Annotated in this window: 12 protein-coding genes; 7 read left to right on the forward strand and 5 right to left on the reverse strand. The window is 34.5% G+C overall.

Annotation, left to right across the window (positions count from 1 at the left end; genetic code table 11):
- Nucleotides 1-73: 73 nt before the first annotated feature.
- The gene (locus LNP23_RS00715; protein ID WP_230003103.1) at nt 74-1372 is read right to left on the reverse strand and encodes a hypothetical protein; all 1299 of its coding nucleotides are present in this window, start codon (nt 1370-1372) and stop codon (nt 74-76) included.
- Nucleotides 1373-1776: 404 nt separating this feature from the next.
- Here LNP23_RS00715 and LNP23_RS00720 point away from each other — a divergent pair, with 404 nt between their 5' ends.
- From LNP23_RS00720 to LNP23_RS00730, 3 genes are all read left to right on the forward strand, one after another.
- Complete coding sequence (locus LNP23_RS00720) at nt 1777-2337, forward strand: porin family protein (RefSeq protein WP_047773968.1); 561 nt, start codon at nt 1777-1779, stop codon at nt 2335-2337.
- A gap of 137 nt (nt 2338-2474) precedes the next feature.
- The gene (aroQ, locus tag LNP23_RS00725) at nt 2475-2888 is read left to right on the forward strand and encodes a type II 3-dehydroquinate dehydratase (RefSeq protein ID WP_047773970.1); all 414 of its coding nucleotides are present in this window, start codon (nt 2475-2477) and stop codon (nt 2886-2888) included.
- A gap of 71 nt (nt 2889-2959) precedes the next feature.
- A complete protein-coding gene (locus LNP23_RS00730) occupies nt 2960-5449 on the forward strand; it encodes a DUF5686 and carboxypeptidase regulatory-like domain-containing protein (RefSeq protein WP_230003105.1) in 2490 nt (829 codons plus the stop codon).
- A gap of 278 nt (nt 5450-5727) precedes the next feature.
- Here LNP23_RS00730 and LNP23_RS00735 read toward each other — a convergent pair whose 3' ends face one another.
- The 4 genes from LNP23_RS00735 to LNP23_RS00750 form a co-directional block, all read right to left on the reverse strand.
- Nucleotides 5728-6603: a cation diffusion facilitator family transporter gene (locus tag LNP23_RS00735; protein WP_047773973.1), complete on the reverse strand. Its 876-nt coding sequence runs from the start codon at nt 6601-6603 to the stop codon at nt 5728-5730.
- Nucleotides 6604-6617: 14 nt separating this feature from the next.
- On the reverse strand, nt 6618-7931 hold the full coding sequence (gene murA, locus LNP23_RS00740) for a UDP-N-acetylglucosamine 1-carboxyvinyltransferase (protein ID WP_047773975.1): 1314 nt from the start codon (nt 7929-7931) through the stop codon (nt 6618-6620).
- A 304-nt stretch (nt 7932-8235) separates the two neighbouring features.
- The gene (locus tag LNP23_RS00745) at nt 8236-8964 is read right to left on the reverse strand and encodes a DUF4290 domain-containing protein (RefSeq protein WP_047773976.1); all 729 of its coding nucleotides are present in this window, start codon (nt 8962-8964) and stop codon (nt 8236-8238) included.
- Between the two features lie 3 nt (nt 8965-8967).
- Complete coding sequence (locus tag LNP23_RS00750; RefSeq protein WP_047773978.1) at nt 8968-9264, reverse strand: DUF493 family protein; 297 nt, start codon at nt 9262-9264, stop codon at nt 8968-8970.
- Between the two features lie 672 nt (nt 9265-9936).
- On the opposite strand from LNP23_RS00750, the gene LNP23_RS00755 reads away from it, so the two are divergent.
- The 4 genes from LNP23_RS00755 to fmt all read left to right on the forward strand — a co-directional run bounded on the left by LNP23_RS00755 (nt 9937) and on the right by fmt (nt 14200).
- The gene (locus tag LNP23_RS00755; protein ID WP_230003107.1) at nt 9937-10293 is read left to right on the forward strand and encodes a hypothetical protein; all 357 of its coding nucleotides are present in this window, start codon (nt 9937-9939) and stop codon (nt 10291-10293) included.
- A 466-nt stretch (nt 10294-10759) separates the two neighbouring features.
- Nucleotides 10760-11293, forward strand: a complete 534-nt coding sequence (locus tag LNP23_RS00760; protein ID WP_047773981.1) for an AAA family ATPase — start codon at nt 10760-10762, stop codon at nt 11291-11293.
- Nucleotides 11294-11357: 64 nt separating this feature from the next.
- Nucleotides 11358-13253, forward strand: coding sequence for a RecQ family ATP-dependent DNA helicase (locus tag LNP23_RS00765; protein WP_230003108.1), 1896 nt, complete (start codon nt 11358-11360; stop codon nt 13251-13253).
- Nucleotides 13253-14200 (forward strand): methionyl-tRNA formyltransferase, encoded by a 948-nt coding sequence (gene fmt, locus LNP23_RS00770; protein ID WP_230003110.1) that lies wholly within the window; start codon nt 13253-13255, stop codon nt 14198-14200. Before LNP23_RS00765 ends, fmt begins: the two co-directional genes overlap by 1 nt.
- Nucleotides 14201-14213: the final 13 nt, after the last annotated feature.

Genomic DNA, 14213 nt, shown 5'->3' on the forward strand with positions numbered 1-14213 from the left:
GCAAAGTAAAACATTTTTGGGTATAAAAAAACCTTCCCGGTTAGGGGAAGGCATTCAAATATTAATAGAAACTTTACTGAACTCGAATTGGCTCAATCCCGATAGAGTATAACCCCGAACTATACTCCCTTGTAGTATAATTTGCACCATCGGCGCCAATAATCACATTATCCGCAAAATTAACAATTACATCTCCCAACAAATCGTTTCCTTCAGTAAATGTTTTTTGAACCGTACTAGTTTTCGTAATTTTTTGACTAGTCCCGTATTTAAGTCCAACTTTAACATAATCTTTATACCCTCCACTTACATCAACACTAAAATTAGAAGCAAATTCAGCATTTCTAGATTCCGTTAAAACTGTAGTTACTGTCAAATCCACTTCCTCAACATCTATTTTAATTGTAGAAGCATATTGATCTAAATCCCAATTAAAAATTGGAATATTTAAATCCATTTTTTTAAAGCCCTCAAACCTTCTGTAAAAATAAAAAGGCCCTCCAAGATATTTAAAAGAAAACAAATCACGAACTCTCGCGCTAAAATACTTTATTATTTCTGATCCGACTCCATTCTTTGCATTTACTAAAATCCGAACTTTAAATTCAAAACTACCATCAGCCCATCCTCCAATATTGGAAAGATCATTGGCGCTAATACGCCCTGGCATATATGGATCACCTGTTTGTTCAGCAATTTTATCATAAGCGCTATTAAGATCACCTTGCAACATAAAAGACTTAATACCTTCTTGAAAATTATATTTAAAAGGCCCCTTTTGAGAATCAGGTGTTATACCATAATAAATATAATCTCTTTGCCAACCATCAACATTTACCGCATTATAGGTGTTATATGCCGTGATAATTTTAGGATCTATTGCCGAAACTTCGACAGTTCTTGCCAATTCCGCTTTAGATTTATTGACACCATCAAAAGAATTATCCAAAAATTTATAGTTAACACCATTAAATACACCAACAGATCTGGTCTTAATACCTTTATTTACAGAATTGTTGCTAACTACAATTCTTTCGTTATCCTTAATTACTATAATTGGATAAGCCGGAATATACTCCTGTTTGATAATCTCTTCTGATCCATCTAAATTAATTACAGGAATGTTATTAGTGGTAGACAGTCTAATTGCTACTTTTGGTATTTGATTTTCAGTATTCCATAATTGAGCAGAAAAAGAATTCTCAGGTAATTCAGGAACTAAAATTGTTAGAGTAGGATTGTTTATTTCAATCGAGTTCAATAAAGCTTCATTTCCTAAATTTTTGAGTATCATTTCTCTTACTGTAATATTACCCTCCAATCTTTCATCTTTTATCATTTGATATAAAACCTCATAATCATTATCAAACATTTCCAAAGATTTGTTTTTTAACAAATAAAGGCTTAATAAGGCTAAAAAACCTGTTAAAAAAAGCCAATATTTGACACATCCGTAATTTTGACACTTACAAGCTTATATCATAAATTAGTAAGTTTTTACCTCTATTCTATCCTGTCCCCTATAAATAAAACTTAAAAATTATATTACAAAAAAGCGATAGCAAGCAAATAACAGGCCTTAAAAAAAATGTTTTTTTTAGCGAAAGTAAATGTTTAACCTTTAGACAATTGAATCATTATTTCAATCAAAAAAAAGATGAAAATTTAAAAAAACATGCGAATTATAGTAATTATTTAATCTAAAATATAATACAATAAAATACTAATTCTGTAGTTTTGACCTATAAAACAACTTTAATTCTAAAAAACAATTTTATGAAAAAGATACTTTTAGCAGCGGTATTGTTCCTAGCTACAACAGCAACAATTCAGGCACAATTTTTACAACTTGGGGTTAAAGCGGGGGTTAATTTCGCAAACCAAACAGGAGGTACCTCTATTGACGCAGGAGGATTTGACAAAGAAGGAATTACAAGCTACCATGCAGGTGTTGTTGCAGAGCTAAAAATCCTTGATAGCTTTTCTATTCAACCCGAACTTTTGTATTCTACGCAAGGTGCAACTTACAAAAATGCTGTTTCAGAGTTTAAAAACGAATTAGGTTATTTATCTATACCGGTTATGGCTAAATTCTATGTAGGTAAATCTTTTAGTATTGAAGCTGGTCCGCAAGCATCATTTTTATTAAGCGAAAAAAATGATTTTGATGTAAAAAATGCAGAAACATTTGATTTCGCACTTAATGCAGGACTTGGATTTAAAATTACTAAAAGTCTTTTTGTTCAAGGACGTTACAGCCTTGGTTTGACTGAAGCTTCAAAAAATGCAGATATTAAAAACTCAACTGTACAATTATCAGCAGGATTTATGTTCTAAAAATAATATCACATACTTTTACCAAAACCGCTCTATTAATTGGAGCGGTTTTTTTATTTTTACCACTCTTGTAAAATGTTTTTTGTGAAATGTGAAATGACTTCCCTAAAACACCTTAATTAATTTAAAACCAGCTTATGAAAATCTGCATTGTTAACGGCCCCAATTTGAATCTTTTAGGAAAAAGAGAACCGGAAGTTTACGGAAGTCAAACTTTTGAAGCTTATTTTGAAACACTGCAGGAAAAATATCCAAATATTGAACTTTCCTATTATCAAAGTAACATTGAAGGGGAACTGATTGGCAAAATCCAGGAATGTGGTTTCACATTTGACGGGATTATTTTAAATGCCGGAGCTTATACCCACACCTCCATCGGTTTAGGTGATGCTATGAAAGCGGTTACCACACCTGTTATTGAAGTTCACATCTCAAACACCTATGCTCGTGAAAGTTTCAGACATCAATCGTATTTATCCGGAAACGCCAAGGGTGTAATTTTAGGCTTTGGTTTAAAAAGTTATGAGCTGGCAATTCAGTCGTTTTTGTAATACTCTATTTAACAAATCTTTAATAGACTCTCTTTTAAGTTCTCCTATTTTTGCAGGATAACCAACTTTTTATGAGAAACTATACTTTATTAGCTTTTTTACTTTTTTCTCTTTCCAACTTTGCTCAAATCAAAGGAACTATTACCGATGAAAAAGGAAACCCACTACCCTTTGTTTCTGTTTTTGAGGAAAACACGTATACCGGCACCACCTCAAACGAGCAGGGAAAATACCAACTTACTGTAAAAGACATTGGCAAAAACAAAATTACTTTTCAGTACTTAGGTTTTAAAACCCAAAAAATCACTGTTTCACCTGACACCAAAACGATTGTTCTGGATGTAAAAATGCAGGAAGAAAATTTTGTTTTAAATGAGGTTGTCATCGACCCTAAAAACAATCCTGCCAATGCCATAATCCGAAGTGCCATTGCAAACAAAAAAGAAAACTCCCAAAAAACAGCACGGTATACAGCCGATTTTTACTCAAAGGGAATGTTTAAAATCAAAGATTTACCTAAAAAAATATTAGGTCAAAAAATAGATCTTGGCGCAGATATGGCCTCCAATCTGGACTCTACCGGAACCGGAATTTTGTACTTATCCGAAACCGTTTCCAAAATCACTTTTGAAAAGCCGGACAAATTGAAGGAGAAAATCATAGCTTCTAAAATCTCCGGAAACAACAGAGGTTATAGTTACAATACAGCTGCTTTATCTACTTATGATTTTTACGATAATACTTTAGATTTTGATGTAAAATTAATTTCTCCATTGGCCGATAATGCTTTCAATTATTACAAATACAAATTGGAAGGAACTTTTTTTGATTCCAATAACCAGGAAATAAACAAAATAAAAGTAATTCCAAAACGGGATAAAGAACCTGTTTTTGAAGGCTACATTTATATTGTTGATGATAGTTTTGCCTTGTATGCAGTAGATTTTGATATAAAAGGGTATCGAATGAAAAATGAACTTACCGAAATTATGACTTTAAAACAAAGCTTTAGTTATCATTCCAAAAATAAAATATGGTCCAAAAATGCCCAAACTTTATCGTTTAAGGCCGGTATCTTTGGCATCAAATTTTCTGCCCATTTCAACTATATTTACTCCAATTATGATTTTCCGGATTCTTTTGCAAAGAAAACATTTGGGAACGAAATTGTAGCTTTTGAGGCCAACGCCAACAAAAAAGACAACGCTTTTTGGAATGAGATTCGTCCTATTCCGTTAACAATTGAAGAAAGCAACGATTACACCAAGAAAGACAGCATTCAAACCATCAGAAAATCACAGAAATACACTGATTCTGTTGATGCAAAAAACAATAAATTTAAAGTCTTAGATGTATTAACGGGTTACAATTACAAGAATACCTTCAAGCAACATTCTTTTACCTACGATGGTTTATTAGACATTTCTTCCTTAAGTTTTAATACCGTTCAGGGTTTTAATTTCGATACCGGTTTTTCTTTTAAAAAATGGGATGAAGAAAAAGGAAAAAGCACTCTGATAAAAACTACTTTTAATTATGGTTTTTCAGACGAACGTTTCCGCGCTACAGCTCAATTTCACCATAAATTCAACAACACAAATTTTGCTACAATCAGTGCTTCGGGAGGAACAAAAGCAGTACAATTTAATGGCGCGGAACCTATCTCTAAAATTGTAAATTCTGTCAGTTCCTTGTTTTTCAAAGACAATTATATGAAGCTCTACAATCTAGAATTTGCCCAAATTAACTATTCGCAAAATGTTGCAAACGGTATCACTTTGAATGCTAAAATGGCCTATGAACAGCGAAAACCACTTTTTAACACTACTGACTATTCTTTCTTTAAAAGAGATGATATGTACTCTTCTAATAATCCTTTGGCACCAAATGATTATGATACTCCTGCTTTCAATCAGCATCATGTACTCAAAACCAGCCTAACCACGCAAATTAATTTTGGAAACAAATACATTTCAAGACCCAACGCAAGATTCAATGTTAAAAACGACAAATACCCAACACTGTATTTAACTTATGAAAAAGCCTTTGCGGCAAGCGAGAAAAAGTATGAATTTGACCGAATCGCAGCTTTGGTACAATACGATTTAGCATTAGCCAATAAAGGTTTACTGGGAACGAGTTTCAGAGCAGGGAAATTCTTTAATGCAGAAAATATTTCTTTTATAGATTACAAACATTTTAACGGAAATCAGACGCATATTGGAACAGCTGATCGCTATCTAAATGTTTTCAATTTAATGCCCTATTACGCAAACAGCACTAACGACAGTTATTTTGAAAGTCATTTAGAATACAATGACACCGGATTTATCATGAATAAAATTCCATTATTGAATCTATTAAAATCAACCTTGAATTTAGGCTTTCACTCCCTAGCGATTCCGGATAGAAAGCCTTATACCGAATTTACCGTTGGTTTAGATAATCTGGGATTTGGGAAATTCAAACTATTCAGAGTAGATTATGTACATTCTTATCAAGGCGGCATCCAACAAAACGGAGTTGTTTTTGGACTGAAAATTCTAAATGTCTTGGATTAGGAGGAAGTGGCTAAGGCTCTGAGGTTCTGAGTAACTAAGTTTTTGAATTGCTTAACGGTTCTCGACTTCGCTCGAACTGACAAAATGGATTGGGAACTGAGCAATCGAAAGGTTTTACCTTTCATTACTTTAGAAATAGAAATTTTCTTTCATTAAAAGCGCAAAAAAATAATGATATCCCACAAGTAATAACATAAAAAAATCCGCTTAATCTTTTAAAGAATATGCGGATTTTTTTTATACTCAGAACCTCAGCATCTTAGTCACTTAGCAACTCCCTAATGATAATCATCCGGCTCAATATGGATTAAAACATTTCCTAATTGAGGGATTACTTCTTTGAGGGTATCCTGTAATTTATGTGATAACTCGTGTCCTTCTTTTACCGAAATTTTTGCCGACACTATAGCGTGAAGATCAACATGGTATTGCATTCCTGCTTTTCTGATAAAACATTTTTCTGTTCCTAAAATGCCGTCAACTGTCAAAGAAGTGATGCGAATTTCTTCTACCAAATCGGCGTTTAGATTTTCGTCCATGATTTCACCAAGAGCAGGTCTGAAAATTTTATAGCTATTGTACAAGATGAAGAAAGCAGCAAAAAGTGCGGCCCAGTCATCGGCAGATTCATAACCTTTCCCCATAATCAAGGCAATTGAAATTCCGACAAATGCCGCAATAGAAGTTATAGCATCACTGCGATGATGCCAGGCATCTGCCGCCAGAGAGGAACTATTGGTTTGTTTACTGCGTTTCATTACCAATCGGAATGAATATTCCTTCCAGATAATAATCAGGCCTAAAATATACAAGGTCCATGATTTTGGTAAATCGTGCGGGGTTTGAATATTAGCAATGCTTTCGTACCCAATAATCGTTGCGGAAGTAATTAAAAATCCAACTACCAAAAAGGTAATCAGAGGTTCGGCACGACCATGTCCGTAAGGATGATTTTCATCAGCCGGTTTACTTGAATATTTGATTCCGAATAACACCAAACAAGACGAAAATATATCCGTTGTTGATTCGATCGCATCGGCAATCAAGGCATAAGAATTGCCAAAAAAACCTGCCAATCCTTTTACAAGGGCAAGGCAGGTGTTTCCAGCTATACTAAAATAAGTAGCTTTTATAGCTTTTTGTTCATTCGTCATTTGAGATTTTTTAACTATGCTCTCACGATTTTTGCTCCAATAGCTCTTAAACGCTCGTCGATACGCTCGTATCCACGGTCGATTTGTTCTATATTTTGAATTGTGCTTGTCCCTTTTGCAGATAAAGCAGCAATTAACAATGAGATTCCCGCACGAATGTCCGGAGATGACATTGTTGTAGCTTTAAGTTGAGATTCGAAATTATGTCCCATCACCACCGCTCTGTGCGGATCACATAACATAATTTTTGCTCCCATATCAATCAATTTATCAACGAAAAACAAACGGCTTTCAAACATTTTTTGGTGAATCAAAACATCGCCTTTAGCTTGTGTTGCCACCACTAAAACGATACTCAATAAGTCAGGCGTAAATCCTGGCCATGGTGCATCAGCAATAGTTAAGATAGAACCGTCAATGTCAGTTTTTACTTCGTACCCATTTGTATGAGCAGGAATGTAAATATCATCGCCACGTTTTTCGATTGTAATTCCTAATTTTCTGAATGTGTTCGGGATCAAACCTAAATTTTCCCAGCTTACATTTTTGATTGTAATTTCGCTTTTTGTCATAGCTGCAAGACCAATCCAAGAACCGATTTCAATCATATCCGGAAGAATTCTGTGCTCACAACCACCAAGGCTTTCAACACCTTCGATAGTCAGTAAATTAGAACCAACTCCGGTGATTTTAGCTCCCATCGAATTCAACATTTTACATAACTGTTGCAAGTAAGGCTCGCAAGCAGCATTATAAACGGTTGTTACTCCTTTTGCTAAAACTGCTGCCATTACAATGTTTGCAGTTCCTGTTACGGAAGCCTCATCAAGTAACATGTCTGTTCCTGTAAGACCTCCTTCCGGAGATTCTACACCATAAAAGTGATCTTCTCTGTTGTATCTGAATTTTGCTCCAAGGTTAATAAAACCTTCAAAGTGTGTATCTAATCTGCGACGACCAATTTTATCTCCTCCCGGTTTTGGAATATACCCTCTTCCGAAACGAGCCAATAACGGCCCAACAATCATGATAGAACCACGAAGTGCTCCACCCTCTTTCTTAAAAGCTTCTGTTTCTAAATACCCAACATTTACCTCATCTGCCTGGAATGTAATAGAACCTGGTTCGTTTCTTTGAATTTTCACCCCTAAATTCCCCAACAAAGTGATTAATTTATTGATATCGATAATATCCGGAATGTTATTAATTCTTACCTTTTCTCCTGTTAGAAGCACTGCACATAAAATTTGTAATGCCTCATTTTTTGCTCCTTGCGGAGTGATTTCTCCTTTTAAAGGTATTCCTCCTTCGATTTTAAAAATTCCCATATTCTTTTTTTAGGTTCTGAGGTTCTAAGGTTCTGAGGCACTAAGCTTCTGAAAAAATTCAGGATCTTAGTCACTTAGCAACTTAGCCGTTTTTTTTATTATTGTTTTCTTTTAAAGGTTCTAAGATTCTAAGGCTCTGAGGTTCTGAGTTTGCATTCAAACAAAATCTCAGCAACTTAGCTTCTTAGCCACTTTTTTTATTGTTTTCTTTTAAAGGTTCTAAGATTATAAGGCTCTGAGGTCCTGAGTTTACATCCAAACAAAATCTCAGCAACTTAGTAGCTTAGCTTCTTAGCAACTTTCCCTAAACATTCTTTTGATTGTTGTTTTTCTGAAAAGGTTTTGGCTTCCCGCCTTTATTATTGTTTTTGTTGCTTTGAATTTTTGGTTGTCCCGCCGGTGTGATTTTATTAGAGATACGTTTGTTCGTACGCAATAAATCGGTGGTATTCAAAAGTTCTTCTGTACTTTGCAGTAAGTTGATTTTTCCGCCTGACAATTCAAATAAGTGTTCAAAAATAACATCGTCTTTTACGGTGTCTTTATTCCAACTTAAGTATGATTTTTTCATGTGGTTGGCAATCACCAGAACCAATGCATTTTTCATTTCGCCATCGTCCCATTTATTGGCAACATCAATCATATATTTGATATTGTTCCCATAAAATCTGTATTTCGGAAAGTTCTGCGGATATTGCAAAACATCCGGTTTCAGTTGCAATACATCACGAGACGGAATTGGGTATGGAGATTCTACATTTAATTTAAAATCAGACATGATAAAAAGCTGATCCCATAATTTATGCTGAAAATCCGGTACATCACGTAAATGCGGATTCAAACTTCCCATTACCTGAATGATGTACTTTGCCGCTTTATTACGCGTTTCAGCATCTTCAATAACGGTTGCCTGATCAATCAATTTTTGTAAATGACGACCATATTCCGGAATAAGTAAACGCTGTCTTTCAGAATTGTATTCTAAATTAAAAACAACGTCATTTGCGACTTCTTTTTTATATTTTTCGACCATAAGTTATAATGAAACTATACCTTCTATTGTAGAAACTTCTTTGTACTTAACGATCACTTCATCAGCACTATTCATCGTTACATCTACAGAAACACTGGTAAATTTACCTGTTTTAGATTTTGTTGTTTTAATAACCGCACCCATACTGTCAAAAGCTCTTTCGACTCTCTCAACATTATCAGCAACTGAAGGCATTATAAATTTATACAAATATTCTGCCGGCCAAGTGTTACTGTTGTCTAACTCAGTCTTTAATCTTTCGTAAAATTCAGCGGTGCTTTTTTCTTTATCGTTCTCCATGCTTATATTAAAATAAACGCAAATATACGGTTTTGATTTCAGATTTCAGATTTTAGGTTTTAGATTTTTCTGAACCGGAAATATCTCGAATAAGTTTACTTTGTTCAACACGAATTTCACGAATTTTCACTAATTATTTTTGAGCAAAATCGAATTTCACCAATCCAAAATTGTGTTAACGCTTCCATAAAATTAAAATTAGTTGAAATTAGTGTAATTCGTGTCTATCTCGCTATCTGATAGACTTTTCAATCTTTTTGCTTTCCAGAACTTAAAATACCGTAAAGCTGCTTCCTTTGTTCAACGCGAATTTCACGAATTGGCACTAATTATTTTGGCGCGAAATCAAATTTCACCAATCCAAAATTTGCCTTAACGCTTCCATAAAATTAAAATTCGTGAAAATTCGTGAAATTCGTGTCTATCTCGATATCTGGTTGACTTTTCAATCTTTTTGCTTTCCAGAACTTAAAATACCGCAAAGCTGCTTCCTTTGTTCAACACGAATTTCACAAATTGGCACTAATTATTTTGGCGCGAAATCAAATTTCACCAAATCAAAATTGTGTTAACGCTTCCATAAAACTAAAATTAGTGGAAATTAGGGTAATTCGTGGCAACCTTTTACATTTGAAATATCTTACAGATTTATGCAATTAAAAAATAAAAAACATGAATGATAAACCAACCAACTCTTCCGAAATTAAAAATACTGACCCAAAACCTGTGCAGGAAGAGAAAACAAGTTTAATTTCACATTTAGCAATCCGACTTGGCATTCCTTTTTTTATTATTTTTCTAATTGCCGTAAGCATGACTGATGCCCGTGATGAAAAAGCAATATTCTTAGCTTGGACTACTACAGTTTTTCTTTTGCTACTTCTTATTTTCTTAGCGAAAGAAACTTCTCGATTTACCAACAAAAAACAAACGTTATTAAAAAATGTAAATATTTTTTTGCTGCTACTTTACATTTTTCTTTTTGTGATATCCGGCTTATTTACGCTCTTTATTGGCGGATACAATTAAATTTCTCTTTGAAAAAATAAAAATAAAAATATTCTTTAATTCAAATGAACGACAGAGGAAACTGCAGTACTAACATAAGAATCAACCTAACTAAACATAATTACTCAAACTTAAGTGCCGCCGGACGGCCTTAAAAAACAAGCTACAATTCACCTCTCTTGCAAGATTTTCTTCAACCTTGTAGGTATTTACCAGATATCTATTATCCTAAGAACACCGACAAGGTTAAAAAAAACCTTGCAGGTGTACTTTCAGAAGAAAAATTCCTAAAGAAAAGGACATTCTTCTCTCTTGACATTAATTGAAACACCTTAGCTTCATAGCCTCTGATTATTATTACTAGCCATCTAAAACAAAGCCAAAAACAGAAGCCTTTCTCCCTAAAATTGCGAAATCGTTCGTTTCTGAGAAATAATCTTTTTAATTACGAATAAGTTTAGGTAAATTTGCGCTTTATTTTTAGAAAGTGCAAAAACAAATCATAGTTCTCATTGGTGGCCCGGGAACGGGAAAATCTACTCTTATTAACGAATTGGTAGCTCGTGGCTACTCCTGTTATCCTGAAATTTCAAGACAAGTTACACTCGAAGCGCAACAACGAGGTATCGATCAATTGTTTTTAGATCAGCCTTTATTGTTTAGCGAAATGTTACTTCAAGGACGTATAAAACAATATGAAGATGCGGTTCAAGAATCTGACAAGGTTGTTTTTATAGATCGCGGAATTCCTGATGTTCTCGCTTATATGGATTATATTGGTGATGAATATCCGGAGCATTTTGTAAAAGCGTGTGAGGACATCAAATATTCTAAAATTTTTATTTTACCACCTTGGGAGGAAATTTACGAAAGCGATACTGAGCGTTACGAGAATTTTGATCAGGCTGTAAAAATTCAAAATCATTTGGTTGACACCTATAAGAAATATGGCTACGACTTAATCGAAGTCCCTAAAGACACGGTTGAGAACAGAATTCTTTATATCTTAGATAAAATTTAGGCCTGTTTTAAAGTTGCAAAACTAGAAACTGATTTCTAAATTTTTTAACTTTAAAACAAGACCAATGCCCGAAGCGCAGGAAATTCTATTAAAATACTGGAAACATGACAGTTTCAGACCGCTGCAAAAAGAAATTATTGATTCGGTTTTAGACGGTCAGGATACCTTTGCCCTGTTGCCAACAGGTGGAGGGAAATCGATTTGTTTTCAGGTTCCGGCTATGATGCAGGAGGGAATTTGTCTGGTGATTTCGCCTTTGGTCGCGCTAATGAAAGATCAGGTTGCTAATTTGCAGAAAAGAGAAATCAAAGCGATTGCGCTTACCGGTGGAATTCACACCGAAGAAATCATTGATCTTCTGGACAATTGTCAATACGGAAATTACAAGTTTTTATACCTTTCGCCCGAAAGACTACAATCAGATTGGATTCTCGAACGCATTAAAAATCTTCCCATAAATCTAATTGCTATAGATGAAGCACACTGTGTTTCGCAATGGGGACATGATTTTCGCCCAGCCTATTTGAAGATTTCTGAACTTAAAAAATTCTTTCCAAAAATTCCTTTTTTAGCTTTGACTGCTACGGCAACACCCAGAGTTATAGAAGATATTAAGACAGAACTGAGTTTAAAAGATACCCGATTTTTCCAGCAGTCATTTGCAAGAGAGAATATTGCTTACATGGTTTTTGAGGTAGAAGATAAACTCTACCGCGTCGAACAAATCTTAAAGAAAAACCCACAACCTTCTATTATATATGTCCGTAATAGAAAATCATGCCTGAACATTTCAACACAGTTACAATCGTTGGGCTTTAGAGCAACTTATTATCACGGTGGTCTTTCCTCTAAAGAAAAAGATAAAAACATGCAATTGTGGATGTCCGAACAAGCACAGGTCATTGTGGCAACAAATGCATTTGGAATGGGAATCGACAAAGACAATGTAAAAACAGTTATTCACACCCAGCTCCCTGAAAACATAGAAAATTATTATCAGGAATCGGGAAGAGCAGGAAGAAACGGAGCTAAATCTTTTGCTGTTTTACTCACCAGTCCATCAGACACCAATCAAACAGAGCAGCAGTTCTTGAGTATTTTGCCTGATAAAAAATTCCTGAATACCGTTTACGTCAAGCTTTGCAATTATTTTCAGATTGCTTATGGTGAAGGTTTAGATGACTCTTACTCTTTCAAGCTGAATCATTTCTGTCAGAAATACGACTTCCCTACTTTAAAAACATACAATGCCTTGCAATTTCTAAATCAGCAAAGCATTATTACAATGTCTCAGGAATTTTCAGAAAAAATAACCCTTCAATTTTTAATAGAATCGAAAGAAGTGTTACGCTACATGAGTCTGAATCGAAATGACGAAGAAATCATTTTGGCAATTTTAAGAACCTATCCGGGAATACACGAAATGAAAGTTCCGTTTAATCTTTCCCTAATTGCAAAAAAATCAAATCATACCGAAGAACAGGTTACGATTGTTTTAGAAAAATTAAGAGACAAAGAAATCATTGAATACAAATCTAAAAACAACGACGCTACTATATTATTCAATGAAGTTCGCGAAGACGATCGCACGATAAACCGCGTATCGAAATATCTGGAAAAACAAAATCAGCTTAAAAAAGACCAGCTTTTGTCTGTTCTTCATTATATAAAAGAAGACAAAACTTGCAAGAACAGATTAATTCTGGATTATTTTGGAGAAAAAGCAGAATCAAATTGTGGCGTTTGTTCGTATTGCATTACCAAAAAAGGTAAAATAACCGAAGCCGATTCTATAGCGGATAAAATTCTGTCTTTATTAAAAACAGCTTCTTTGACCTCCAGAGAAATCCAATCCCAAATAAAACTGGATACCAATGATGTTATTTTGGTACTTCAGGAATTATTAGAAAACAATCACATTATCATACAATCCGATAACACCTATACTTTAAAAACCTAATGGAAAAATTAAGAATCATATTTATGGGAACTCCGGAGTTTGCAGTTGGCATCCTGGACACCATTATCAAAAACAACTACGATGTCGTGGGTGTTATCACCGCAGCTGATAAACCGGCAGGACGTGGACAAAAAATAAAATATTCTGCTGTAAAAGAATATGCATTAGAAAACAACCTGACTTTATTGCAACCTACAAATCTAAAAGACGAAGGTTTTTTAGCGGAACTAAAAGCGCTAAACGCCAATTTACAAATTGTTGTTGCCTTTAGAATGCTACCAAAAGTAGTTTGGGAGATGCCAAGTTTGGGCACTTTTAATCTACATGCTTCTTTATTACCTAATTATCGTGGTGCGGCACCGATCAACTGGGCTATTATCAACGGAGAAACTAAAACAGGTGTTACTACCTTTTTTATCGATGACAAAATAGATACCGGAGCCATGATCCTGAATTCAGAAATCGCAATTGATCCAGCAGAAAACGCAGGTCACTTACACGATCGATTAATGCTTTTAGGGAGTCAAACTGTTGTTGACACTTTACAGGTTATCGAAAAAGGAAATGTCATTACTACAATTCAGGAAGACAACGCTGAAATAAAAACAGCTTACAAATTAAACAAAGAAAATTGCAAAATCGACTGGACAAAATCGGGAGAAGAAATCAATAATCTGATTCGCGGCTTGAGTCCTTATCCGGCAGCATGGTGTTTTCTGAACGATAAAAACGAAGAATTAAGCATCAAAATATATGAAGCAAAACTAGTTTCTGAGCCACACTCTTATGAAGCTGGAAGCTTGATTAGCAGCAAAAAAGAGATCAAAATTGCGATTAAAGAAGGCTTTATTCAGCTTTTAAGTCTGCAATTACCAGGAAAAAAGAGAATGCAGGTGGCAGAATTATTAAATGGGATCACATTTTCTGACTCGGCAAAAATGCATTAAATTAAAAAGCCTT

The sequence above is a fragment of the Flavobacterium cupriresistens genome (genome assembly GCF_020911925.1).
In the GTDB taxonomy this organism is placed as follows: Bacteria; Bacteroidota; Bacteroidia; order Flavobacteriales; family Flavobacteriaceae; genus Flavobacterium; species Flavobacterium cupriresistens.